The 24,729-nt window shown below is 66.4% G+C and carries 27 protein-coding genes; 16 read left to right on the forward strand and 11 right to left on the reverse strand.

The features are described from left to right. Position 1 precedes the first annotated feature (1 nt). Entirely contained in the window at positions 2–994 is a 993-nt protein-coding gene (locus VPH41_RS16230; protein ID WP_328570784.1) for an HDOD domain-containing protein, read from the reverse strand. A 160-nt stretch (positions 995–1,154) separates the two neighbouring features. On the opposite strand from VPH41_RS16230, the gene VPH41_RS16235 reads away from it, so the two are divergent. Further along, on the forward strand, positions 1,155–1,739 hold the full coding sequence (locus VPH41_RS16235) for a DinB family protein (protein WP_328570785.1): 585 nt from the start codon (positions 1,155–1,157) through the stop codon (positions 1,737–1,739). A gap of 1 nt (position 1,740) precedes the next feature. Here the strand turns inward: VPH41_RS16235 and VPH41_RS16240 are convergent, their stop codons facing one another. Next, a complete protein-coding gene (locus VPH41_RS16240; RefSeq protein WP_328570786.1) occupies positions 1,741–2,133 on the reverse strand; it encodes a VOC family protein in 393 nt (130 codons plus the stop codon). A gap of 81 nt (positions 2,134–2,214) precedes the next feature. On the opposite strand from VPH41_RS16240, the gene VPH41_RS16245 reads away from it, so the two are divergent. From VPH41_RS16245 to fghA, 7 genes are all read left to right on the forward strand, one after another. Further along, entirely contained in the window at positions 2,215–2,757 is a 543-nt protein-coding gene (locus tag VPH41_RS16245; RefSeq protein ID WP_328570787.1) for a GNAT family N-acetyltransferase, read from the forward strand. A 107-nt stretch (positions 2,758–2,864) separates the two neighbouring features. Next, positions 2,865–4,463, forward strand: a complete 1,599-nt coding sequence (locus VPH41_RS16250; protein ID WP_328570788.1) for an oleate hydratase — start codon at positions 2,865–2,867, stop codon at positions 4,461–4,463. 126 nt (positions 4,464–4,589) lie between these two features. Next, complete coding sequence (locus VPH41_RS16255) at positions 4,590–4,841, forward strand: hypothetical protein (protein WP_152282748.1); 252 nt, start codon at positions 4,590–4,592, stop codon at positions 4,839–4,841. After that, the gene (locus VPH41_RS16260; RefSeq protein ID WP_152282747.1) at positions 4,838–5,083 is read left to right on the forward strand and encodes a hypothetical protein; all 246 of its coding nucleotides are present in this window, start codon (positions 4,838–4,840) and stop codon (positions 5,081–5,083) included. Before VPH41_RS16255 ends, VPH41_RS16260 begins: the two co-directional genes overlap by 4 nt. Before the next feature lie 190 nt (positions 5,084–5,273). Further along, positions 5,274–5,945, forward strand: coding sequence for a signal peptidase I (lepB, locus tag VPH41_RS16265; RefSeq protein WP_328570789.1), 672 nt, complete (start codon positions 5,274–5,276; stop codon positions 5,943–5,945). 45 nt (positions 5,946–5,990) lie between these two features. Next, positions 5,991–6,854 (forward strand): NAD-dependent protein deacetylase, encoded by an 864-nt coding sequence (locus tag VPH41_RS16270; RefSeq protein WP_328570790.1) that lies wholly within the window; start codon positions 5,991–5,993, stop codon positions 6,852–6,854. A gap of 56 nt (positions 6,855–6,910) precedes the next feature. Further along, the gene (gene fghA, locus VPH41_RS16275) at positions 6,911–7,780 is read left to right on the forward strand and encodes an S-formylglutathione hydrolase (RefSeq protein WP_328570791.1); all 870 of its coding nucleotides are present in this window, start codon (positions 6,911–6,913) and stop codon (positions 7,778–7,780) included. A 5-nt stretch (positions 7,781–7,785) separates the two neighbouring features. Here the strand turns inward: fghA and VPH41_RS16280 are convergent, their stop codons facing one another. From VPH41_RS16280 to VPH41_RS16295, 4 genes are all read right to left on the reverse strand, one after another. Then, the gene (locus VPH41_RS16280; protein WP_287773257.1) at positions 7,786–8,451 is read right to left on the reverse strand and encodes a dienelactone hydrolase family protein; all 666 of its coding nucleotides are present in this window, start codon (positions 8,449–8,451) and stop codon (positions 7,786–7,788) included. Positions 8,452–8,623: 172 nt separating this feature from the next. Further along, the gene (locus VPH41_RS16285) at positions 8,624–10,942 is read right to left on the reverse strand and encodes a xanthine dehydrogenase family protein molybdopterin-binding subunit (protein ID WP_328570792.1); all 2,319 of its coding nucleotides are present in this window, start codon (positions 10,940–10,942) and stop codon (positions 8,624–8,626) included. Beyond that, positions 10,935–11,402: a (2Fe-2S)-binding protein gene (locus VPH41_RS16290; RefSeq protein ID WP_152256020.1), complete on the reverse strand. Its 468-nt coding sequence runs from the start codon at positions 11,400–11,402 to the stop codon at positions 10,935–10,937. Before VPH41_RS16290 ends, VPH41_RS16285 begins: the two co-directional genes overlap by 8 nt. 15 nt (positions 11,403–11,417) lie before the next feature. Next, on the reverse strand, positions 11,418–12,749 hold the full coding sequence (locus VPH41_RS16295; protein WP_328570793.1) for a cytochrome c: 1,332 nt from the start codon (positions 12,747–12,749) through the stop codon (positions 11,418–11,420). A gap of 178 nt (positions 12,750–12,927) precedes the next feature. Here VPH41_RS16295 and VPH41_RS16300 point away from each other — a divergent pair, with 178 nt between their 5' ends. The 7 genes from VPH41_RS16300 to VPH41_RS16330 all read left to right on the forward strand — a co-directional run bounded on the left by VPH41_RS16300 (position 12,928) and on the right by VPH41_RS16330 (position 18,992). After that, positions 12,928–14,580 carry a Na+/H+ antiporter gene (locus VPH41_RS16300; RefSeq protein ID WP_152282740.1) on the forward strand — a complete coding sequence of 551 codons (1,653 nt, stop codon included), beginning with the start codon at positions 12,928–12,930 and terminating at the stop codon, positions 14,578–14,580. Between the two features lie 196 nt (positions 14,581–14,776). Continuing rightward, a complete protein-coding gene (locus VPH41_RS16305) occupies positions 14,777–15,370 on the forward strand; it encodes a YfiR family protein (protein ID WP_328570794.1) in 594 nt (197 codons plus the stop codon). Continuing rightward, positions 15,367–16,638 (forward strand): diguanylate cyclase domain-containing protein, encoded by a 1,272-nt coding sequence (locus tag VPH41_RS16310; protein ID WP_152282739.1) that lies wholly within the window; start codon positions 15,367–15,369, stop codon positions 16,636–16,638. The genes VPH41_RS16305 and VPH41_RS16310 overlap by 4 nt, the downstream gene beginning before the upstream one ends. A gap of 18 nt (positions 16,639–16,656) precedes the next feature. Next, the gene (locus VPH41_RS16315) at positions 16,657–17,160 is read left to right on the forward strand and encodes an OmpA family protein (protein ID WP_152282738.1); all 504 of its coding nucleotides are present in this window, start codon (positions 16,657–16,659) and stop codon (positions 17,158–17,160) included. Beyond that, a complete protein-coding gene (locus VPH41_RS16320) occupies positions 17,157–17,663 on the forward strand; it encodes a gluconokinase (RefSeq protein ID WP_328570795.1) in 507 nt (168 codons plus the stop codon). The genes VPH41_RS16315 and VPH41_RS16320 overlap by 4 nt, the downstream gene beginning before the upstream one ends. Before the next feature lie 70 nt (positions 17,664–17,733). Then, entirely contained in the window at positions 17,734–18,051 is a 318-nt protein-coding gene (locus VPH41_RS16325; protein WP_092712778.1) for a DUF3144 domain-containing protein, read from the forward strand. Further along, positions 18,051–18,992: an acyl-CoA desaturase gene (locus VPH41_RS16330; RefSeq protein ID WP_328570796.1), complete on the forward strand. Its 942-nt coding sequence runs from the start codon at positions 18,051–18,053 to the stop codon at positions 18,990–18,992. The genes VPH41_RS16325 and VPH41_RS16330 overlap by 1 nt, the downstream gene beginning before the upstream one ends. On the opposite strand, the gene VPH41_RS16335 is transcribed toward VPH41_RS16330, so the two are convergent. From VPH41_RS16335 to VPH41_RS16355, 5 genes are all read right to left on the reverse strand, one after another. Next, on the reverse strand, positions 18,965–19,507 hold the full coding sequence (locus tag VPH41_RS16335; protein WP_152256027.1) for a gamma carbonic anhydrase family protein: 543 nt from the start codon (positions 19,505–19,507) through the stop codon (positions 18,965–18,967). The two genes, VPH41_RS16330 and VPH41_RS16335, sit on opposite strands and share 28 nt — an antisense overlap. Before the next feature lie 40 nt (positions 19,508–19,547). Beyond that, a complete protein-coding gene (locus VPH41_RS16340) occupies positions 19,548–20,279 on the reverse strand; it encodes a CPBP family intramembrane glutamic endopeptidase (RefSeq protein ID WP_328570797.1) in 732 nt (243 codons plus the stop codon). 97 nt (positions 20,280–20,376) lie between these two features. Further along, on the reverse strand, positions 20,377–21,597 hold the full coding sequence (locus VPH41_RS16345) for a benzoate/H(+) symporter BenE family transporter (RefSeq protein WP_328570798.1): 1,221 nt from the start codon (positions 21,595–21,597) through the stop codon (positions 20,377–20,379). Positions 21,598–21,697: 100 nt separating this feature from the next. Further along, positions 21,698–23,173 (reverse strand): MocR-like pyridoxine biosynthesis transcription factor PdxR, encoded by a 1,476-nt coding sequence (pdxR, locus tag VPH41_RS16350; RefSeq protein WP_328570799.1) that lies wholly within the window; start codon positions 23,171–23,173, stop codon positions 21,698–21,700. Beyond that, a complete protein-coding gene (locus VPH41_RS16355) occupies positions 23,170–24,111 on the reverse strand; it encodes a hypothetical protein (protein ID WP_328570800.1) in 942 nt (313 codons plus the stop codon). The genes pdxR and VPH41_RS16355 overlap by 4 nt, the downstream gene beginning before the upstream one ends. A gap of 147 nt (positions 24,112–24,258) precedes the next feature. Between VPH41_RS16355 and VPH41_RS16360 the strand changes: the two genes are divergently transcribed. Beyond that, positions 24,259–24,714 (forward strand): META domain-containing protein, encoded by a 456-nt coding sequence (locus VPH41_RS16360; RefSeq protein ID WP_328570801.1) that lies wholly within the window; start codon positions 24,259–24,261, stop codon positions 24,712–24,714. Positions 24,715–24,729: the final 15 nt, after the last annotated feature.

Raw genomic sequence — 24,729 nt, forward strand, 5'->3', positions numbered from 1 at the left:
GTCACTCCTCGTCGTCGGCCAGTTTGTCGAACACCTGCAAGTCCGCCTTGCCGAGTCCGGCCATCACGAAGGGATCGTCGGCAGGAAAGCGGCCCGTGTCGACCAGCATGCGCAGCTTGCTCAAGCGGTCGCCCTGCGCCAGCGCTTGCGCCTGCGGATCGGTGTCGGCGTGGGCCGCGACACCGGCCTGCCCGATCGCGTAGGTCACGGACTCGGGAAACTCCCACAATTCGGCGATCTTTACGGACAAGATGCGCGCTTGCGCAAATACCTGGGCGATGAAAGCGTCCGATTGGGGAAACGCGTCGGGCGCATGCATCTGGTCGATCAGCCGGAACGCCACCACCAGGCCGACATTGGCCATCAGCCCCGCCAGATAGGCGTCGAAGGCGTTTGCCTGCAGCGCAGGCGCGAGCAGGTTGGCCGCCAGCGCGCATTTCTCGGACTGGCGCCAGATCAGCGGCGCCGTGCGGATGGTCAGCCCGCCGCTTTGCATGCTGACGATGGGACGGAAGGCGACACGGGCCAGCAGCATGCGCATGCCGTTTTGCCCCAGCAGCATGATGGCGCCTTCCATGTTGTTGATCGACGGGCTGGCGTTGTAGCGCGAATGGTAGCAGGGCCGGTTCGCTTCGCGGAACACCTCGGCGACCAGCAGCACGTCCTGGGCCAGCTGGCGCGACAGCTCGACCGCGCTCATGTTTTCATTTTGCAAGGTCCGCATCAACTGCGGGATGATGGCGGGAATGCGCGGCACCAGCGCAGCGCCAGCGACCGGTTCACGGGCCAGCCGCGTCAATTCGTCCAGGATTTGCTGTTCGGACTGCTTTGACGCCTGCGCCGACCCTGCAGCCGCCAGCCAGCGGTAATAGATGGCATCGATTTCAGCGATGGTCGCTGGCTGCCCCGTCATCTCGGGCGCCGCCGCTGCCGTGACGGACGCAGGCTTGCTCTTTTCGTCGCCGCCGTTCAGTAATTTTCCTATCCAACCCATTTTGCTATCCAGCCCCATATGCATCACTATCGCGACATCCGCGCCGCGATTTTACTTGATGACGGCAACGCCGGTGCGGCGGGCGTGGCCCGCCTTGTCCAGCCGCCGCAAGCTGCTACAGTAGCACTCCCGCAGCTTCCCCTGCTTTGCAAGGCAAATCATGAACAATATGCTGGCCCAGTACGTCACCAGCCAGGCGTATAACAACGCCTGGGCCAACCACCGCCTGCTGAAAGCATGCGCCCAGCTGACCCAGGCCGAGTTCCAGGCCACGCGCGTCAGCTTTTTCCCCACCATCCAGTTCACCCTGAACCACATCCTGACGTGCGACTGGTTTTATCTCGACGCGCTGGAACGCGAGCTGCGCGGCGAGGCGCCCCATGCCGACTGCTATGTATTCTTCGAACAGGACGAACCGTTTAGCGATTGCGCCGCGCTGCAGGCGGCGCAGCGCGCATCGGACCTGCGCCTGATCGCCCATTGCCGCAGCCTGTGCGACGCGGACCTGGCGCGGCCCGTGACGATACTGCGCGACACGCCGCAAGTGGACACGCGCCTGCGCCTGCTCGCGCATGTGTTCCAGCACCAGATCCACCACCGGGGGCAGGTACACGCCATGCTGGCCGGCACGCGCATCGCGCCGCCCCAGCTCGATGAATTCTATTGCGCCGGCGAAGCGGACGAGCGGGCGCAGGATTTTGCGGAACTGGGCTGGACGGAAGCCGACGTGTGGGCACCGCGCTGACTTATTCCACGGCGTGGCAGCACACGCACAACTTGTTGCCATCGAGGTCGCGGAAATAGGCGCCATAGTAATGGGCGTGGTAATGGGGCCGCAGGCCGGGCGGCCCTTCGCACACGGCGCCCAGCGCCAGCGCGGCCTGGTGGCAGCGGTCCACCTGCGCGCGGCTGGCCGCCAGCAAGGCCGTCATCTGGCCATTGCCGGGAGCGGCCGGCAAGCCGTCGTGCGGCGCCGTCAGCACGAACAGGGGCCGCGGCGCATCCTGCGCCATCCAGCCCGCCCAGGGCTTGTCCCGGTCATGGAATTTTTCGATCAGGCCCAGCTCTCCCAGCAGGGCCGTGTAGAACGCGTAAGCGCGGGGAAAGTCGTTGGTGCCGAGGCAGATATGGGACAGCATGCTGCTCCTTCATGAATTCATGCATGTGCGGCAAAATGCGCAAGCTGATTATAATGGCGCATCGCTTTCCCACCCGATCCCATGCCAGACCTGACCCGCCTTCAGCTGCTTGCGCCCTCCAGCGCCGACCTTGCCGCCTTGCTGGCCTTCGAACTGGAAAACCGCGCCTATTTTGAAAACTGGGTCACGGCGCGCGCACCGTCCTACTACGGAAAGGAAGCCATCGCCGCCGCCATCGAGCAGGCGCAGCGCGAGCGCCAGCAAGACCAGGCTTACCAGTACCTCGCCAAGCTGGACGGGCAGATCATCGGCAGGGTCAACCTGACGGCCGTCACGCGCCCGTATTTCAACAAGGCAGTACTCGGCTATCGCATCGGCGAACGGTTCGGTGGACGCGGCTACGCCACGCGCGTGGTCGCTCTGCTGCTGGAAGAAGCGTTCGGTCCACTGGACCTGTGGCGCCTGGAAGCGACGGCGCGGCCGCAAAACCTGGGCTCGGTCGCCGTCATGCAGCGCAACGGCTTTCACCAGTATGGCCGCTCGGAAAAAGCCATGTTCTTCCAGGATGCGTGGTCGGATTTGCTGTACTTTGAACGGCGCAAGGAAGACACCGGCACCCAGTAAAACCGAGCAATTGCTCGATCGAACGGGCTCCCTCCCTCTGGTGTTGTAAAATAGGCAAATATGGCGCAGCACCGGCCATGCCGCCTGCCCGCTTTTCGCGCACGCGGATGCACTCACACTCAGGGAACACCATGCGCACTACAGACAAAAAAGCCTACCTCGTCGGCGGCGGCATCGGCGCGCTGGCCGCGGCCGCGTTCATGATACGCGACGGGGGCATGCAAGGCAGCAACATCACCATCTTCGAAGCCTCGCCCGTGACCGGCGGCAGCCTCGATGGCGGCGGCAATGCCGACGATGGCTACACCTTGCGCGGGGGCCGCATGCTGACCACCGACAACTATGAATGCACGTGGGACTTGTTCAAGAGCATCCCCTCGCTCGAGCATGCGGGCCAGAGCGTCTACGACGAAACCATCGCCTTCAATGAACGGCACCTGCCCCACTCGCGCGCGCGCCTGGTCGACCGCAACCGTTTCAAGGTCGATGTCAGCAGCATGGGCTTTTCCATGCAGGACAGGCTGGAATTGCTGAAACTGGCGGAAGCGGACGAAGACACGCTGGGCAGCAGCGCCATCACGGACTGGCTCTCGCCCGCATTCTTCGACACCCCGTTCTGGTATATGTGGGCCACCACGTTTGCCTTCCAGCCCTGGCACAGCGCCGTCGAGTTCAAGCGCTACCTGCACCGCTTCATGCTGGAGTTTTCGCGCATCGACACCCTGGCCGGCGTCAAGCGTACCGTCTACAACCAGTACGATTCGCTGGTGCGCCCGCTGGTCGCGTGGCTGCAGGAGCAGGGCGTGAACCTGATCATGGATTGCACGGTGACCGATATCGCCATACAGGAATGCGACGGCCGCCTGAGCGCCACCGCCATCGCCTGCCAGCGCCGCGGCCTGGCCGACGTGATTCCTGTCGCCGACAGCGACCTGGTCTTTTTCCAGAATGCCTCGATGACGGATGCCTCGAGCTATGGCAGCATGCACGTCGCCCCGGCACGGCGCACGAAGAACGACAGCCAAGGCTGGCGCCTGTGGGAAAAGCTGGCCGAGGGCCGGACGGCACTGGGCCGCCCGGCCGCCTTCAACAGCAGCATCCCCGAATCGTACTGGGCCTCGTACACGGTCACCCTGAAGGACGGCGCCTTCTTCGAGCGGATGGAGCAATTTACGGGCAACAGCGCGGGCACGGGCGGCCTCGTCACCTTCAAGGACAGCAACTGGCTCATGTCCATCGTGCTGGCGCACCAGCCCCACTTCGCCGGCCAGCCCGCGGGCGTGCACGTGTTCTGGGGCTATGCGCTGCACCCTGATCGCGTCGGCAACTTCGTCGCCAAGCCCATGTCCGACTGCAGCGGCGCAGACATCCTGCGCGAGCTGTGCGGCCACCTGAACTTCGACCTCGACATCATGGCCACGGCCAACTGCATTCCTTGCCGCATGCCTTACATCACCAGCATGTTCATGCCCCGCGCGAAAGGCGACCGTCCCCTGCCCGTGCCGGCCGGCTCCGTCAACCTGGCCTTCGTCAGCCAGTTCGTGGAAATCGCCGACGATGTCGTGTTCACCGTGGAATACTCGGTGCGCGCGGCGCAGACCGCCGTCTACCAGTTGCTGGGCGTGCCGCGCGAAGTGCCACCCATCCACGCGCACGACAAGTCGCTGAAGGTCAAGCTGGACGCCGTCATCAAGGCGTTCCAATAGCCGCATGTTCCGGCGCCAACGCAGTTTTCAGGCTATCGCTTGCGACTTTGTCACAACGCAAAGCAGCGTGATATTGGACTGATAACGTCAAGGTCCAGGAATCTTCCACACCTTGACACATCCAACATGAAATTGCGGCTACGCCTGTTCGAACACGTGCTGCTGGTGCTGGCATTGGCCGTCGTTATCTTTGCGGCCGCCATCGTGCTGGCACGCATGACGCAGTGGGCGGAAGCGCGGGAACTGCCCACCTACCTCATACAGGGCATGCACCTGGTTGGCAAGGTGCTGTTTTTCCTGGACGGCTGCATCGTTATCGCCGTCAGCAGCATTCTGGCAGCCCGGCTGTTCCGCATACTCACCAAGGAGGATTTATGAACGACCTTCACTACCTGTTCACGCTCCAGCATCCGCGCCGCTTCTGGTACAGCGCCATCGTCATCGCCGTGGCCTCGGCCATCCTGCTCGGTCCCTGGCTCGACACCATTCCATGGCTGGTGGCGATCCCCTTCGTGGCCGGCGGCCTGCTGATGGCGCTCGGCGAGCTGTGGGATGACATGCACAGCAAGCGCCTGCCAAATGGCAACGACGACACGCATACACCGTGCCAGCATCGCTAGGGCAGGATGATGCGTGCACGCAACAGCGGCACGCCATCGCGCACGCCTTCGCTGCCATTTGCCTGCGCATGGGCGTCTCCATTGCCCTCGTTTAAGACTCGCTTCAGTCTCGCCGTGCATCGTGATAGGGCGCCAGCGGCAATGGCGCCTCCCTTCACCATCACGGGTACCGCCCGGCGAAAGAACCGCTATGAGCACATGGATGCGCGCAAACAAAGGTTTTTTGATGTTTCTCCTGCTGTTCGGCGTGTTCCGCACGGCCGTGGCAGACTGGAATCCCATCCCCTCGGCATCCATGCGCCCCAACCTGCTCGAAGGCGACGTGGTCTTCGTCAACCGCCTGGCCTTCAACCTGAAAGTGCCGCTGACCGACATCGTGCTGCAGCGCCTGGCCGAACCGCAGCGGGGCGACATCGTCACCTTTTCCTCGCCGAAAGACGGCACGCGGCTGATCAAGCGCATCATCGCCCTGCCCGGCGACACGGTGGAAATGCGCGAGGAACAGCTGGTCATCAACGGCCAGCCCGCCCACTACACGGCGCTCGATACGGCGCCTGAAACCATCGCCCACGTGGGCCAGCTGACGGCCCAGCGCATCCGCGAGCGCAACCAGACCGAGCAGCACCGCATCCAGGTCTTGCCGCAGATCGCAGGCGCCGCGCGCAGCTTTGCTCCCGTGACGGTGCCGGCCGACCATTTCCTCATGCTGGGCGATAACCGCGACAACAGCGCCGACTCGCGCTATTTCGGCTTTGTGCCCCGCAATTTGCTCATCGGCAAGGCCGAACGCATCCTCGTCTCGGCCAACATCGAGGAGCATTGGCAGCCGCGGCTGCAGCGTTTCGGCATGAAGCTGGAGTAAGCCCCCTTGCAACGGCGCCGTGCTTTTCGGTTAGCATGGCGCATCATGCAAAACTTTTCCACCGCCAGCCAGCGTCACGCCAGCGACACGCCCGCCCTCGAGCAGCTGGCGCAGTTCCTGCACCGCCATCCCGACGTGCTGCTGCTGACGGGCGCCGGCATCAGCACGGCGTCCGGCATTCCCGCCTACCGCGACACGGAAGGCGTGCGGCATGGCAACGCTCCCGTGCAAGGCCCCGATTTTCGCCGCCAGGAAGCCGTGCGCCGCCGCTACTGGGCGCGCAGCATGGTGGGCTGGCCGGCCCTGGCGCGCGCCGTGCCGAATCCGGGCCACCTGGCCATCGCGCAACTGGGCCAGCGCCAGCGCATCGGCGGCCTGGTCACGCAAAACGTGGATGGCCTGCATCAGCAGGCAGGCAGCGCCGCCGTCACGGAACTGCACGGCAGCATACATGGCGTGGTCTGCCTCGATTGCCAGGCGCGCCACACGCGCCGCCTGATCCAGGATCAGCTCGAACGGGACAACCCGCAGATGCTGGGTGCCACAGCCACGCCGGCACCCGACGGCGATGCCTTGCTGGAGCCGTCGCAACTGGCCGCCTTCCACGTGCCCGCCTGTCCCCGCTGCGGCGGCACCCTGCAGCCCGACGTGGTGTTTTTCGGCGATGGCGTGCCCGCCGCCTGCGCGGCCGAGGCCGAGAACAAGATGCGCGGCGCCAGCGCCCTGCTGGTGGTCGGCTCGTCCGTCATGGTGTATTCCAGCTTTCGCCTGTGCCGCATGGCGGCCGAAACGGGCAAGCCCGTGGCCGCCATCAACCTGGGCAAGACGCGCGCCGACCATTTGCTGGCATTCAAGACGGAAGCGCCGGCACAGGACATCTTGCCTGCATTAACGGCCATGCTGGACTGATCCCCGCTCGTCGCGGCGTCACTCTCGCTATACTATGGGATTGACGAGGAGAATTCATGCTGGAACTGTTGAGTGAACACGCCTGTTTTGGCGGCGTACAACGCTTTTATCGCCACGACGCGCAAGCCATCGGCTTGCCCATGCGTTTCTCGGCCTTCATTCCGGACACGGCGCCAGGCGCCACGGCCAGCACCAAACGCCCCGCCCTGTTTTACCTGGCGGGCCTGACCTGCACGGAAGAAACTTTCATGGTCAAGGGCGGCGCCCAGCGCGTGGCGGCCGAGGAAGGCCTGATCCTGATCGCGCCCGACACCAGCCCCCGCGGCGCAAACATCGCGGGCGAGAGCGACGCGTGGGATTTCGGCGTGGGCGCCGGCTTTTACGTGGACGCCACCGAGGCGCCATGGAACAGCCATTACCGCATGTATAGCTACATCCTGGAACTGCGCGCCCTGCTGGAGCAGGAACTGGCCATCGATGCGCAGCGCACGGGCATTTTCGGCCACTCGATGGGCGGCCACGGCGCGCTGGTGCTGGCCTTGCGCAACCCGGAACTGTTCCGTTCCGTTTCCGCCTTCGCTCCCATCGCCGCACCGAGCCAGTGTCCATGGGGCAAGAAGGCGTTCACGGGCTACCTGGGCAGCGACGCGGCCAGCTGGCAGCAGTACGACGCCAGCGCGCTGATGCGCGGCCTGCAGGACCAGCCCGCACTATTTCCCGAAGGCATCTTGATCGACCAGGGCCTGGCCGACAAATTCCTGCCCGAGCAACTGTATCCGGAAGTGTTCGAGGCGGCGTGCCGCGACGCCGGCCAGCCATTGCAGCTGCGCCGCCATGCCGGCTATGACCATGGCTATTACTTCATCGCCAGCTTCATGGAAGAGCATGTGCGCTTCCATGCGAGGAATCTGCGCGCCCTTGCCTGACCGCCCTATTGCGTGGTGCTGGTATGCCCGTTGAAATGGCGCGTGTACCAGTCCGTGGCCAGCAGGGCGGCCTGGTGCCGCGTGTCGGGGCCGCCCGGCGCGGCGATCTGTTCCAGTTGTTTGTCGCAGCGCAAGGTGGCGAACGCCATGCGGTTCAGTCCCGCCACGTCGGGGTCGCGCCCGCCCACGATCAGCAACGATGGCACGCGCACGTTTTCCAGCGCCGCCTTGCCGGCCATTTCCACCTGGCCATCGCAGACGGCCAGCGCGGCGATTTCCCCGCTGCGCCAGGCTGCCAGCTGCATCACCACGGCCGCACTGGTGCCATAGCCGTACAGGCCGCAGGGCAGGCGCCGCGTGGACGGGTCCATCTGCAGCCAGCCCAGGGCTTTTTCCAACTGGCGCGCCAGCAGCACGATATCGCTGCGCACGAAATACGCGTGGCCATTGCTGCCGCCGCCAGGCTCGACGCCGCCCTGGTCGAAGCGCAAGGTGGCGATGCCCGCTCGCAGGAAATCCTGGGAAGTGGCGTGGCTGGAGGCGCCCAGGTAATCGCTATCGGCGCCCGCGCCGTGGGCAAACAGGACGATGCCGACCGGGCGTTCGGGCATTTCAAGCACGCCGTCCATTTGAAGTTCATCGGCTGTGATGCTGACAAATTGTTCTTGCATGGCTGCCTCCGCTATCGAGCTGGGATCAAGCTCACATCAAGCTGAAATCACACTGCTGTTGCGCTGATTTTGCCGGACCGGGCGCCGCCTGCGCGCCTTGAGCGGCAAGCCTTAGTGTACCAGCCTGCGTCCGTTCACGCGCGGCGCGCGGCAAATTTGCCGCGCGCCGGCATCAGACGGCACCGTGCCGGTCCAGCCCCTTCAGCACGGCTTCCGGGCGGATCGGCAAATGCCGCACGCGCGACGCCACGGCGGCAAAGATGGCGTTGCCGATGGCGGGCGCCACGGCCGTCGTCGGCGGCTCGCCCATGCCCGTCGCCGTTTGCGTGCTGGCAACAAATTCAATATCGAGCTCGGGCACGTCGGCCATGCGCAGGGGCGTGTAGGTATTCAGGTTGGTATCCTTCACTTCGCCATTGAGGAAAGCCGTGCCTTCGTGCAAGGCCATGCTCACGCCCCACAGGGCGCCCCCTTCCGCCTGGGCCAGCGCGCCATCGGGATCGACGATGCTGCCCGCGTCGATGACCATGAACAGCTTTTCGACTTTCACCATGCAAGTGCTGCGGTCCACTTTCACTCTGGCAACGCAGGCCGTCCAGGTGGGCATGTCGCGCTCCTGGCCGAACGTGGCGGCGATGCCCAGGCCCGTGTCGGGCGGCATGGCCGTGCCCCAGCCAGCCTTGTCCGCCACCCGCTGCAGCACGTGGGCCAGGCGCGCGGCGCCGCCGACGGCATTCGGCGCGCTGCCCGCATTGCGGCCCGTCGCCTGCAGCAGGGACAGACGGAATGCCAGCGGATCGACCTTGGCCGCCTGCGCCGCCTCATCCATAAAACTTTCCACGGCCCAATTCGTCCAGCCGGGACCCACGGAGCGCAGCCAGCCGGGACGGAAACTGCTGTTGGCCAGGTCGTTCGACACGGCCCGCACGCGCTGCGCGCCCACCGTGTACCAGTGGTCGGCGCCGGCGATGGCGAACGGGTCATACGGATGGCCCTGCTTATCCTTGGCCAGCAAGGCCGGTATCATCGCTTGCGTGGGCCAGCCCGCGCTGGCCTCGTGCACCATCGCCGACACCTTGCCCGCATCGTCGAACGCCATGCGCACATGCTGCACGGACGGCGAACGGGGCGAATCGAAACGGGCGTCGTCGGAGCGCGTGCAGATCATCTTGACGGGACGCCCCACGGCTTGCGCGGCCAGCGCGGCCGGCACGCAGTAATCGCCATTGAGGCGCCGCCCGAAACCGCCGCCCAGCAGATAGGTATGCAGCATCACCTGGCTTTCCGGCACCTTCAGGGCCTGCGCCAGCACGGGCAGGATCAGCGATTGCCACTGGTTGCCCGCATGGATGTGCCAGACGCCGTCGACTTCCTGCGCCACGGCATTCACGGGTTCCAGCTGGAAATGCAGCACGGTGCTGGTCGTGTAATGGCGTTCCAGTTGCAGGCTGGCCTCCTTGAACGCCTGCTCCACGCCGTCGTCGTCGACCACGCGGGCGCCCAGCGTCGCATCGGCCAGCTGCTTGGCGGCGTAGTTGACGATATCCTGCTCCGACACGTGGGCAGCCGCGCCGGCCCGCCATTTCACCTGCACCAGGTCGGCCGCGCGCATGGCGGCCGCATACGTGTCGGCCACCACCATGACCCAGCCGGGCACCGTGCCGCTGGGGTCCTGCAAGGCCACCGAACGCAGGTAGCCCTTGACCTTTTTCGCGGCCGTGTCGTCGATGGACACCACTTTTGAACCGTAGCGCGTGGGCGGGATCTTCGGACGCGCATACAGCATGCCCTCGACGTGCGCATCGATGCCGTACACGGCCGTGCCATTCGTTTTCGCGGGAATGTCGAGCGCCTGCACGTTCTGGCCGATCAGGCTGCGCTGCTGCGGCGTCTTCAGCACGATGGCCTTCAATTGTTCCGGCGTGTACTGGCGCACCAGCTTGCCACGGAGCACGATCTCGCCATAGCCGATCGACCGTCCCCGGCCATGCACGGCGCCCAGCCTGGCGTGGCAGGCGGACACGGGCACGCGCAGCAGGCGCGCCCCCTCCTCGACCAGCGCGAGGCGGCCCGCCGCACCGGCGCGGCTGAGCGGGTCGAAATTCTGCCAGACGGACCAGCTGCCGCCCGTCACCATCAAGCCCCATTTCGGGTCCGTGTCCACGTAATGCAGGCGCACCTTGCTCCAGTCCGCTTCCAGTTCCTCGGCCACGATGCGCGCCAGGGCCGTGCCGATGTGCTGGCCCATTTCCGCCTTGGCGATATTCACGGTGACGATGCCGTCGCCGCCGATCTCGAACCAGATGCTGGGGTCGAACACGGGCGCGGCGGGCCTGGCAGGCGGCACGCGCGCCACCTTGCTGTCGGCCAGGGAACTGTCGGCGCGCAGGAAGGCCAAAGTAAACCCCGTGCCGGCGGCGGCGATCAAGAAACCGCGCCGGCCCAGCGAGCTGGGACGGGCAGCAGAATTTTCTTTCGGCAATTTAAACACCGGGCGCCTCCTGCATGCCGGCCGCCAGCTTGATGGCCTTGCGAATGCGCACATACGCCATGCAGCGGCACAGGTTGCCGCTCATGACGGCATCGATATTCGCATCCGTCGGCTGCGGATAGTCGCGCAGCAAGGTCGCGGCCTGCATGATCTGGCCCGACTGGCAATAGCCGCACTGGGGCGCCTGCGTGGCGACCCACGCCCGCTGCAGCGCGTGCGTGCCGTCCGGCGACAAGCCTTCGATGGTGGTAATGGCGCAGCCCGTCACGGCGGCAATGGGGGTGATGCACGAGCGCATGGCGCGGCCATCCACATGCACGGTGCAGGCGCCGCACATGCCGATGCCGCAGCCAAACTTGGTGCCTGTCAAATGGGCTTCGTCGCGCAGCACCCACAGCAGCGGGGTTTCGGCATCCACTTCCGTGCTGAAGGGCTGGCCATTGACGATAATCGTATGCATGATGTCTTTCAGTAATTACTTGGCGGCACCAGGTGCCGCACGGGCGGCGGCACGCGCGCGCGCCACGGCCCCTTCCAGGTTCGTCCAGGCGGGCTGGTGGCTGCGGCTGCGGCGCAGATAGGCGGCCAGCTGGGCCACGTCGTTGTCCGTCAGCGAGGCGGCAAAACCGGGCATCAGCACGCCGGGCATGGCCGCGTCCTTGCCGATGCCGTGCAATATCACCTGGATCAGGTTGGCGGGATCGGGCGCGCTGACGGCGCTGTTCAGGCTCAGTTCCGGACGCAGGGCCACGGGCCGGCCGTCGCTGTTCGAATGGCACGACGCGCAGGCGGCCACGTACAGGCTGGCGCCGCGGTCGTTGTCGACCAGGCTGACCCGCTGCGAACGGGCGATGCCCGCCTCGATCACGGCGTCGGCGTCCACCTTGCGCCCGGCAGCGCCGGCAACGCCGGCGACGCCGGCAAAATACACGGACAGCGCGCGGATATCGCTATCGGGCGACGCGCCCATGCCTTCGTGCACGACGGCCGACATGGGCCCGGCCGCCACGCCGTGCAGGGCCGTCGCCCCCGTGCGCAGGAAGGCATACAGCTCATCCTGCGTCCATGGCAGCGGTGCCGTGTTGGCGCTGGTCAAGGCCGGCGCATACCAGCGATCGATGGACGCGCCCAGGTAGGACGAAGCGGCGATCTCGGCGCCCAGCGCATTGCGCGGCGTGTGGCAGGCGGCGCAATGGGCCAGGCCTTCGGCCAGATAGCGGCCCCGGTTCCAGTCCAGGCCTTGCGCAGGATCAAGCTGGAATGTCGCTGGCTTGAAAAACAGCAACTTCCAGCCCGCCTGCAAGGGCCGCAGATTCAAGGGAAACGGCACGGTATTGGCGGGCGCAACCGCGTACACGGGCGGGCGCGTCATGAAATACGCGTACAGGGCCGTCAGGTCCGTCTCCGAGACGAGGCTGAAATGGGTGTACGGGAAGACCGGGTACAGGTGGGCGCCATCGCGGCCCACGCCTTCGCGCATGGCCCGCTGGAACGCGGCCAGCGACCAGCGGCCGATGCCCGTCTGCGTGTCGGGCGTGATATTCGTTGCATAGATCGTGCCAAATGGCGTGGCCAGGCCGTGGCCGCCCGCGTAGTCGGCGCCGCCCGTGGCCGTATGGCAGGCGGCGCAATTGCCCATGCCGGCCAGGATGCGCCCCCGTTCCACCACTTGCGGGGAGAATGCCGTGGCGGCAGGCGGGTTGACGGGCGCCAGCGCGGGACGCCAGTAATACAGGTAGGCAGCCAGCGCCGCCACGATGAGCAGTGCCAGCAACAGCAGCAGGCCGGTGAAGATTTTCTTGAGCAAAACAGGAGTCCGGTAAAAGGCTGGGCACGCGCCTGCCGCGCACGGACGGCGGCGGTAGCGCAGATTGTGACAATCTTACCGCGATTGTGACTTGTTGTATGTACGCAATGACACGCAGGCAACGCCGCGAGCGGGCTGCACCTTATAATCAGCGTTTCAGCACGCCGCCACTCTCTTCATGCATACCGTTACCATTATCCTCATCCTCGTTCTGACCGTCGTCCTGTGCGGCTTCATCGCCCGCTCGCGCTGGGTCAAGCTGCCGCTGCCCCTGATCCAGATCGCCGGCGGCACGGGGTTGGCCGTGTTTGGCGTGCAAGTGCCGCTCGATCCCGACATCTTCTTCCTGCTCTTCATTCCGCCGCTGCTGTTTCTCGATGGCTGGCGCATTCCCAAGGGCGCCTTCTTTTCCGATGCGCGCTCGATCCTGATGCTGGCCATCGGCCTCGTGCTGTTTACCGTGCTGGGCATGGGTTTCTTCATCGATTGGCTGATTCCCAGCGTGCCGCTGGCCGTCGCCTTCGCGCTGGGCGCCATCCTGTCGCCCACGGACCCCGTGGCCGTGTCGGCGATTGCGGCCGGCAACCCGATTCCGCCCCGCCTGATGCACATCCTCGAAGGCGAATCCTTGCTCAACGACGCCTCGGGCCTCGTCTGTTTCACGTTTGCCGTGGGCGCCATGATGACGGGCGGCTTTTCCATCGGCGCCGCCTCGCTGAGTTTCCTGCAGGAAGCGGGCGGCGGCATCGTCATCGGCCTGGCCATCTCGTGGGGCGTGGGCCTGGCGAATAAATGGCTGGTGAGCAAGGTCGGCGAAGAGCCGGGCCTGCAGATCCTGATCAGCATCCTGATTCCGTTTGCCGCCTACCTGGGCGCCGAGCAAATCCACGGCTCGGGCATCCTGGCCGCCGCCACGGCGGGCGTGTCCATGCATTACGCCGACCTGATCGGCCGGCCGCTGGCCGCCACGCGCACCCAGCGCAAGGCCGTCTGGGATACCGTGCAACTGGTCCTGAACGGCGTGATCTTCGTCATGCTGGGCGCGCAGCTGCCCGCCACCGTTGCCGGCTTGCCTGCCGCCTCGATGGAAGTGGGCGCCGGCAGCGCCTGGAAACTGCCCCTGTTCGTCGTCGCCATCACGGTGGGCCTGACTTTCATGCGCTTCATCTGGGTCTTCATCTCCATGAAGCTGACCCTGTTCAAGCACCACAAGAAAATGGCGGGCGAACCGAAGGACGCGGCCCTGCTGGCGCGCCCCAGCCTGCGGTTGCTGCTGGTGGCCTCGTTTGCGGGCGTGCGCGGCGCGCTGACCCTGGCCGGCATCCTGACCCTGCCCTTGTTTTTGCCTGACGGCAATCGTTTCCCCGCGCGCGACCTCGTCATCTTCCTGGCCATGGGCGTGATTCTGCTGTCGCTGATACTGGCCAGCGTCACCCTGCCCCTGCTGACCAAGGGCCTGGTGTTCTCGCCGCCAGCGCGCCGCTCGACGGAAGAGCGCAATGCCCGCGCCTCTGCCGCCGAGGCGGCCATCGCGCGGCTGGAAAAAGTCTGCGAGGGCATCGACAAGAATGACAAGCAGCAAGTCGTCACCGAGGCGGCCAACCGCCTGATCGAAGCCTACCGGCGCCGCCTCGCGTATGGCGAAAGCAGCAACGACGAGGCGATGCGGCTGCAGGAACTGGCCCGCACCGAGCGGGCGCTGCGCCTGGAAGCGCTCAACGCGGAGCGCGATGAACTGTTCCGCCGCCGCATCTCGGGCGAACTGGACGACACCATCCATTTGCGCCTGCTGCGCGAAATCGATTTGCTGGAAGCGACACTGGAAGAATAGCAACACTCTGGCCCGCCGCGGCAGTGTTGATAAGTAATTCTCATGGTAAGGAATGCAAGTTTTAACATTCGTGTTTATAATGCAAGGTTGTATGGCGTAGCGCCGTGATTTACTTTCAGCATGGACTTCCGTAGAGTCTGTACTGAAGAGTAACAATTTGACTAGCCACCCGACCCGAATAAAGACACCCGACGCCGTGCCCTCCTCCCCCCGCCACCGGCAGCGCACCGCGCTGCCAGTCCTGCTTGCCCCTGTGCTGCTGGCCGCGCTGCTCGCCGGCGTGGCACTGGCGCCGGCCGCGGCATGGGCGCAGGCAGGGGCGCAGGCGGGCGCGGCGGCCGACGCCCGGCGGCCGGCCGAGGTGGCCCAGGTCCTGTTCGGCATCATCAGCTATGTGCGCTGGCCCGTGGCACGCCCCGAAGTGCGCGTCTGCATGCTCGGCACGCCCCGCTACGGGGCGGCCATCGTCGATACGCCCGCGTCCAGCCTGGGCCAGCGCATCCGCGTGAAGATCCCGGCGGCGGCAGCCGCGGCCGGCGAATGCGACGTCGTCTACCTGGGCAGCCTGCCCGAGGGCGAACGCGAGCACCTGCTGGCGCAAGTCATCGGCAAGCCGATTTTATCGGTCGCCGAACCGGGCACGTCCTGCACCGTGGGCACCATGTTCTGCCTGCGCCTGTCCGAGGCGCAGATCGGCTTTGACGTCAACCTCGACGCCATCGCCCGCAGCGGCCTGCGCGTGCATCCGAACGCCTTGCAAATTGCACGTCGCAAGGGACCGCCGCCATGAGCGCCAGCCTGCCCCGCCAGCTGGCGCGCAAACCCCGCCCCACGCTCGACAGCGTGCTGCGGCGCGCCCACCTGAGCGTATCGCTGATCGCCGTGCTGGCGGCCGGCCTGACCCTGACGGCCGTGGCCCTGCTGGCCCTGCGCGTGTATTCGGACCAGAACCTGCGCCTGGTGGCCCGTTCGATGAGCTACACGGTGGAAGCGGCAGTCGTCTTTGGCGACTCCCAGGCTGCCCGCGAAGCGCTGGCCCTGATCGGCGTCAATGAAGACATCGACCGGGCGCAGGTCAGCGACAAGGCTGGCAAGGTGCTGGCCCGCTGGGAACGGGGCGAACACGGCACCCGCTACTACATCGAACGCGCGCTGACGGGCTGGATGCTGCCCGAGTCGCTGACCTTCCCCATCGCCCACGACGAACAGGTGATCGGCAGCATCAAGCTGGTGCCGCACAGCCGCAGCCTGCTGCCCTTCCTGCTCAGCGGGCTGACCTGCCTGCTGGCGTGCCTGTTGCTGAGCCTGGCCGTGGCCGTGCGCCTGTCGCGCCGCATGGAAACGGAAATCACCTCGCCCCTGCGCCACCTGGCGGAAACGGCCCACCGCGTGCGGCGCGACCGCTCGTTCGAATTGCGCGTGCCGCCGGCCAATATTGCCGAACTGAACCAGCTCAATGACGACTTCAACGCCCTGCTCGACGAACTGGAAGCGTGGCAAAGCCATCTGCAGAAGGAAAACGCCTCGCTGTCGCACCGCGCCAACCACGACAGCCTGACGGGCTTGTCGAACCGCGCCTTCATGGAAGCAGAGCTGGAACGCGCCATCCTCGAAGCGCGCATCGGCAATGGCAAGGTGGCCGTGCTGTTCCTCGACAGCGACCGCTTCAAGTACATCAACGATACCTTCGGCCATGCCTCGGGCGACCGCGTGCTGGTGACGATCGCGGCGCGCATCAAGCAGCAATTGCGCGAAGGCGACCTGGTGGCGCGCCTGGGCGGCGACGAATTCGCCATCCTGCTCAAGCCGCTGCGCAACAGCAGCGACGCCATGCACATCGCCGACAACATCATCGCCGCCATGGCGCAAGCCATTGAACTGCCTACCGGCAACAGCATCGTCAGCTCGCTCACGATCGGCGTAGCCGTCTTCCCCGATCACGCCGTCGACGCCGCCTCGCTGGTGGGCGCGGCGGACGAAGCCATGTACCGCGCCAAGCAGGCGCAGCGCGGCACGCGCCAGGTGGCGCGCCTGCCGCAACCCCACACTCACCCCTGACCCCCAAGGAGCAACACCATGCAATTCCTCTACAAGCAATTACGCCTCGGCTTCCTCGGTCTGTTCATGCTGGGCCTGCTGGCCGCCTGCCAGAGCACGCCCGAGAAAAAACCGCTGTTCAACGCCGAGCAAGTCGCCACCTTGAAGGAACAGGGCTTCAACCAGACGGACGAAGGCTGGGAACTGAGCTTTACCGACAAGCTGCTGTTCGAATTCGACGCAGCCAAGCTGACGCCGCCCAGCCGCACCGCCATCCAGAAAATCAGCGCGGCCCTGCTGAAAGTGGGCATTACCCACATGCGCGTGGAAGGCCATACGGATAACGAAGGCACGGAAGCGTACAACAACAAGCTGTCGCTGGCGCGCGCCAACGTGGTGGCCGACGCCATGAGCGCCTCGGGCATTCCACGCGACAACATCATCGTCAAGGGCCTGGGCATGAGCAAGCCCGTGGCCTCGAACGCCAGCAAGACGGGCAAGGCGGAAAACCGCCGCGTCACCGTCATCGTCTCGGCGCCATGAGCGTGGGCGCGCCCGCCGTGCGCTGGGTCGTGATGGGCGCGTCCGGCTGCGGCAAGAGCGCCGTCGGCACCCTGCTGGCCGGCGCGCTGGGCGTGCCCTATGTGGAGGGCGACGACGTGCACTCCCCGGAAAACGTGGCCAAGATGGCGGCCGGCATGGCGCTCGACGATGCCGACCGGGCCGGCTGGCTGGCCGCCCTGCGCCAGCGCATCGCCGCGGCCCGCGCGCAAGGCGGCGGCCTCGTGGTGTCCTGTTCCGCCCTGAAGCGCGCCTACCGCGACGTGCTGCGCGAAGGCGACCCGGCCCTGCGCTTTGTCCACCTGGACGGCCCCCGCGACGTGCTGGAACGCCGCATGCAGCGGCCCGGCCATTTCATGCCGCCCAGCCTGCTCGACAGCCAGTTGCGCACCCTGCAGCCGCTGCAGGCAGACGAGGCCGGCATCGTGCTCGATATCCGCCAGCCCCTGCCCGTTTTGCTGGAACAGATCCTGCAGGCGCCCTGACGGGCGGCGCGCGGCTGGACAGCCCGCGGCCCCCTGTGTAGACTGGCGCGCACTTTCATGAGGGATTTTTATGAGCACACCAACGACAAAACCAGCACCGGGCCCGGAATTCTGGGAACGGGCCGACCAGGTCATCGCCCTGGCCAATGAGCAATGCATGCACAGCGGCGGCAATGAAGTGGCCACCTCGCTGCTGTACGCGGCCGCCCGCTTCAACGCCTTCCTCGTCGCCAGCAAGAGCAACGACGTGGCCAAGATGCAGGCAGAGAAGGAAGGCGCCGTGGCCTTCTTCACGGAACAGTACAAGCGCATGCTGACCGACAACTTCAACGATTACATCACCAACTTCGACAAGTACACGCAACCGTCGTCAGCCCCCAAGGGCTGATGCCGACGGCCAGCCTGGACAGCCACCGCGTCCGCGCCCGCCACGCCGGCGCAGTGCTGGACGGCACGGTGCGCTACGCGCCGTTGCCATCGCTGTGGCTGGCGGCCATGCTGGCCGGCGCCCTTGCCGGCGCCCTCTTCGCCTTCAGCTGGACGGGCGTGGCGCTGTTTCTCGTCAGCACGGCCATCGTCCTGCTGTTCGGCCATTCGCTGGGCAGCCACCGCAAACTGATCCACGACAGCTTTCAATGCCCGCAGTGGCTGGCATACCTGCTCGTCTACCTGGGCGTGCTGGTGGGCCTCAGCGGTCCGCTGGGCCTGCTGCGCCAGCACGAACTGCGCGACTATGCGCAGCGCCTGCCCGACTGCCATCCCTATCTGCGCCACGGCGCCGGCTTCTGGCGTGATGCCTGGTGGCAACTCCACTGCCGCCTGCACCTCGCCCATCGGCCGCACATCGCCATCGAGCCGCGCATCGCGCACGACGGCTTTTACCGTTTTCTGGAAGCCACGTGGATGCTGCAGCAACTGCCGTGGGCCGTGCTGTGCTTTGCCTGGGGCGGCTGGGGCCTGGTGTGCTGGGGCGTCTGCGCGCGCGTCAGCGCCGGCGTGCTCGGTCATTGGCTGATCGGCTACTTCGCCCACAACCATGGGCAAATGCACTTTCACGTCGATGGCGCCGCCGTGCAGGGCCGCAATATCCGCCTGACGTCGCTGCTGACCATGGGCGAATGCTGGCACAACAACCATCACGCCTATCCGGGCTCGGCCAGGCTGGGCCTGCTGCCGGGCGAATGGGACCCGGGCTGGTGGGTGCTGCTGCTGTTGCGGCGCCTGGGCCTCGTCTCCGGCCTGCGCCTGCCGCACGACCTGGGGCCGCGGCCGGAACTGCGCCGGCTCGACGTCTCCCCCGATCAGGCGTCGTCGCGGCCCGCCAGGTAATTGTTCTTCACGCGCACATAGTGCTCGGCCGAATAGCGCAGGTAGGCGATCTCGGCCTGCGTCAGCGCGCGCACCTTGGCGGCGGGGCGGCCCACGTACAGATGGCCGCTTTCCAGCACCTTGCCCGGCGACACCAGGCTGCCCGCGCCCAGCATCACGTGTTTTTCCACCACCACGTCATCCATGACGATGCTGCCCATGCCGATCAGGCATTCGTCGCCGATGGTGCAACCATGCAAGATCACGGAATGGCCGATGGTCACGTACTTGCCGATGGTCAAGGGCGAACCGTCGGGCTTGGCCGCATTCTTGTGCGACACATGGCCCATGGAAAAGTCCTGGATATTGCTGCCCTCGCCGATGACGATGCGGTTGACGTCGCCGCGCAGCACGCTGTTGCACCAGATGGAACAGTCGTCGCCGATCTGCACATCGCCAATCACTTGCGCCGTGTCATGCAGGTAGACGCGCTCGCCCAGTACGGGACGGGTATTCAGGTAGGAACTGACAGGCATGGTATTTTCACTTTCACTTCATCAAATTAATCCACAGGCATCATACCCAGCCGGCGGCCAGCGCAAAAATCGCCAGCCCATGGGCCAGGGACGCGCCCAGCAAGCCGGCACGGCAATATACCAGCCCCGCCACCACGCCCTCGATCACGGTAAACACGAGGATGGGCGCGCCCACCTGCGTGACGGTGGTGGCGAGAAAAGCATGGCACAGGCCAAACAGCAGGCCCGACACCAGCGCCGCGCGCCAGGCCGGCAGCCAGGCGCGCAATTGCTGCTGCAGCAAACCCCGGAACAGCAATTCTTCATAACAGTTGGCCGCCAGCGCAAAACCCAGCAGCAAGGGCAGCATGGAGGGCGCGACGGGCGCCAGCGACGGCAAGCCGGACAGGGCTTTCAAGCCCGTCGCCAGCGTGATGATCAGGGCGGCGCCCGCCACGCCCAGCAGCACGGACAGGAGCGGCCGCGTGCCGAACCAGCGGATCTGGCGGCGCGCCTCGCTTTCCAGCCAGCACGTGCTTGCCACCAGGGCCAGCGACATGGCGCCCAGCGCCAGCAAGACCGGCGGCGGCGCCGTGAAGCGCAAGCCGCCCGCCGCCACCTGCCAGTAGCCGTGCGCCGTCATCGCGTCGCGCGCCAGCACGAAAAACAGGATATGCACGAGCACGCGCAGCAGCGGCACCGTCCGGGGAACGGCCAGCAGCAAGGCGGCGCAGACGAGGAAGGCGGGCGTGATCGCCAGCAGATACTGCGCCAGGGAAGTGAGCTCGGCCATCGTTCCGATCGTCCGGTAAAAGGTGCCAACGGGCACGGGCGGCAGCAATTGTATGCGGCGGCCGGCAAAATGGGCAAAAAATCGCCGATTTTTCCGCTCAGTGCGCCACCGGCTTGCGCCAGCCATGCATCAGGCCATGCGCCGCCAGCCCGGCCGCCAGCCCCCACAGCGCGCCACCCACGCCCAGCAGGGTCACGTTCGCGGCCGTCGCCAGGAAAGTGATCAGCGCCGTTTCGCGCATGCGCACGTCCGCCATGGCCTGTGCCAGGCTGTTGCCGATGGCGCCCAGCAGGGCCAGGCCCGCCAGCGCCGTGATGAAGGGACGCGGCAAGACCATGAACAGGCTGGCCAGGGTGACGCCGAAGATGCCCACCACGATGTACAGCACGCCGCAGGCCAGCCCCGCGACATAGCGTTTCGACGGGTCCGCATGCGCATCCTTGCCCGTGCAGATGGCCGCCGTGATGGCGGCCACGTTGAACGCATGCGCGCCGAACGGCGCCATGAGCAGCGAACCGAGCCCCGTCACCGTCAGGATGGGATTGGCGCTGACCTGGTAGCCGTCGTTGCGCAGCACCAGCATGCCGGGCATGTATTGCCCCGTCAGGGTGATCAGGAACAGGGGCAGCGCCACGCCCAGCAGGGACGCCACGGAAAAGCGCGGCATCTCGAACACGGGCGCGGCCAGGGCCAGTGCTATGCCTTGCCCATCGATGCGCCCCTGCGCCAGCAGCAGGGCCAGGCCGATCAGCATGATGCCCACCACGGCAAAGCGTGCCGTGAAACGGCGCAGCACGGCGTACGACAGCAGCAGGACCGCCACCAGCAGCGGATCGGCGCTGGCGCCGCCAAACGCATTCACGCCAAACTGCAGCAGGATACCGGCCAACAAGCCGGCGGCAATGCCGCCCGGTATCAGCCGCACCAGGCGCTCGAAGGCGCCGGACATGCCCAGCAAGATGAAGGCGATGGCGGACACGATATAGGCGCCGATCACCTCGGCATACGGCGTGTGCGGCATCACGGTGGCCAGGAAGGCCACGCCCGGCGTGGACCAGGCCGTGATGACGGGCGCGCGGTAGCGGTAGCTGAGCCAGATGCCCGTCACGCCCACGCCGATGCTCAGCGACCAGACCCAGGACGCCGTCTGCGCCGCGCTGAGCTGGGCCAGCTGGGCCGCCTGGAATACCAGCACGAAAGTGCCGCCATAGTTGACGAGGACGGAAATGAAGGCCGCCGTGATGGGGGCGGCCAGGTCGCGCCAGCGCGCCTGGCGCCTGTCGCCGTTTACCGCCGAGGATGTGGAACTGGTCTGCATGCGTATGCCCTTCCCTGAGAGTCGAAAGGGGGCATCTTAATCTTCAGATGGACTGCCGAAGCAGGCCAATTTCCACACACTCAACAGACCACTTTGGCGGTCAGCCCAGCGCGCGGGCCAGGCGGACGATGCCGCTGTCGATCTCGTGCGGCGTGAGCGCGGCAAAGCCCAGCAGCCAGCCGCCCCGCTCCGGCGGCCTCGCGTACAGCCGGCTCAGGCCCGGCAGCACGATGCCCGCCTGCGCCGCCAGGCGTATCGTGTCCAGCTCGTCCCTGCCCCCGTGCAGCAGACACGGCATCTGCAAGCCGCCCGGCGGCAGCTGCGCCGCGACCACGTGCGGCAAGTGCCGCTGCACGGCCTGCGCCATCGCATCGCGGCGCACGGCGTAGACCTTGCGCATGGCGCGCACATGGGCCGCGAAATGGCCGTCTGCGATGAAGCGGGCCAGCGTCAGCTGGTCCAGCTGCGGCGTATGGCCATCGAGGATGCTGCGCGCATGCGTCATCGGCTTGACCAGCGCGGGCGGCAGTACCATGTAGCCGATGCGCAGGCCCGGGTACAGCGACTTGGCGAAGGTGCCCAGGTAAATCGTGCGCTGCTGCGTGTCGAGCCCCTGCACGCAAGCCGTCGGCAAGCCCGCGTAGTGAAACTGGCTGTCGTAATCGTCCTCGATGATCCAGCCCTGGCGCTCGGCAGCCCAGGCGGTCAGGGCCAGGCGGCGCTCGAGCGCCAGGGTGGCGCCCGTCGGGTATTGATGCGACGGCGTGACGTACACCGTATTGGCCCCGCTGCGGTCCGCGCGCAGGTGCCCGATGGACAGGCCCTGCGCATCGACGGGCACGGGCACCACGCGCAGCTGCGCCATTTCGAACGCCTTGCGCGCGCCGAAATAGCCGGGGTCCTCCATCAGGATGGGGCCGTGCGCGTCGGCCAGCACCTGCGCGCACAGGTACAGGGCCTGGCGCGTGCTGCTCAGCACCAGCACCTGGCCGGCCGCGGCGCGCGCGCCCCGCTCCAGGTTCACATAGTCGGCGATGGCCTGGCGCAGAGGTTCGGCGCCTTGCGGGTCGCCGTGCAGCAGCACGCCGGCACGGTGCTCGCCGGCCGCCTGGCGCCGCAGGCGCTCCCACACGTCGACGGGAAACGCGCGCGTTTCCGGCAAACCCGTGGCGAATGCCTTCACGCTCTGCTGGTCGGCCACGCCGCCGCTGGCGAGAATCTGCGCACCGCGCGCGCTGAGCGCCACCGGCTGCACGGACCCTGGCAGCGATGCCGGCGGCGGCTTGCCCAGCAAGCTGGCGCCTATCGTCTGCGACACGAAACTGCCCGATCCCGCCTGCCGCCGGAGATACCCGTCCAGGCGCAGCTGCGCATACGCCTGTTCCACCGTATCGCGCGACACGCCCAGCGACTGCGCCAGCGCGCGCGTGGCCGGCAGGCGCAGGCCGGGCGCCAGCACGCCATCGAGTATCAGCTGGCGCAGCGCGCGCTGTACCCGCACGCGCAGGTCGAGCGCCGCCAGTGCGGGGGCAGCGAGGCGGATCTTCAGGATGTCGAGTTCGAACTGCGGCGTCATGTCGCTTTCGGTGCGGCGCGGGCGGCAGCCACGGCAGCCATGCTGCTGGCCGGGGAAAAGCCATGCTGCTGCAGCACCGCCACCAGCTGCTCGTCCGCACAGCCCAGGCGCAGGTTTTCCGCCACCCAGTCCTGCCATGCCGCGCCGATCTCCGGCATCGGCTCGGGCGCCAGCGTGAGACCAAGTATGCATGCGGCCAGCAAGCCGTTGATGCGCTTCGTGTCGATCAGGTGCTGCACCACCGCGTGGCCGGAATGGGGAAACGGGTGCAGGGTGCAGCGGCCGAAGGCGGCCAGGCGCTGCGCATGCATGGCGTCGAGGTTCACCGATTCGCTGGCGCTGGCACCCGCATTGGCCGCGTCAGGCCGCGTGCCGAACACCAGGTGCAGCTGCGTATCGTCCGTCGCCCTGGCGCGGCACAGGGCCGCCAGGTCGTAATAGCCCGAAGGCGGCGGGTCCTGCGCCAGCGACTCCATCACGGGCAGCCAGCGCAGCTCGTGGTACAGGCGCGCCTGCTGCACGTCGAGGAAGGAGAGCGGCCCGAAGGCGACGATTTGCCGCGCCTCAAGCAGCAAGCCGAACATGACGGCCGCATACGCGCCCATGGACTGGCCGACGGTGCTGATCTGGCTGGGCGCGATGCTGCGTACCAGCTCGCGCAGGGTCTGCGCCGTTTCATCCACGTGATTGCCCAGGCCGGCGATGCGGCGGTGGTACCAGGCATTGCCCGAATCGCGCACGAGGATTTTGTTCAGGTGCTGGCCGCTGGCCTGTTCCAGCTTTCTCAGGCGCCCGTAAAAATCGAAGGCGGGACGCGTCGTCCACGAGACGAAGCCAAAGGCGATCACCAGCGGTGCGCCCGGCACGATGCGGTCGACCAGCACGTCGTCGGCACTGGTGGCGACCAGTCGATTATCCAGCGCTTGCGCTTGCAGCATCGGCCCGGCTCCAGATCAAGGTTGAAACAGCGGAAAGCATGAGTGTAATGCCAGTACTGGCAAAATGGAAACATTCACCGCTGCCGTACGCCGGCCGGCGCGAAAAATCTGCTAGTGTGCAGGCATTTCCCCTCACAGGAGCGCCCCATGCTGCATCGCCTGACATACCTGTCCCTCGCCGCCGCCATCGCCATGGCCGGCGGCTGCGCCACCACGCCCGACAGCGCCGGGCCGGATACCGGCCTGACGCCAAGCTACAGCCTGACGAATACCTACTGGAAGCTGACGGAACTCGACGGCGCCCCCGTCGTCATGGCGCCGGAGCAGGAACGCGAAGTGCGCATCACGCTCACCGATGATGGCAAGGTGCACGGTTTCACGGGCTGCAACCAGGTCATGGGCGGCTACACGCTGGCCGGCACGGCCCTGCGCTTCACGCAGCTGGCGGGCACGCGCATGGCCTGCCCGCCGCCGTTGATGCAGCTGGAAAGCGCCGTGCTGGCCAATCTGAACAGCGTGACGGGCTACCGTTTCGACGGCGAATACCTGATCCTGCTCAAGGATGGCCAGCCCGTGGCCAAGTACGAATCGGTCTACCTGTGAAATAAAAATCGACTG

Origin of the sequence: Janthinobacterium sp. P210006 (genome assembly GCF_036231885.1) — a bacterium.
Lineage (GTDB): Bacteria > Pseudomonadota > Gammaproteobacteria > Burkholderiales > Burkholderiaceae_D > Janthinobacterium > Janthinobacterium violaceinigrum.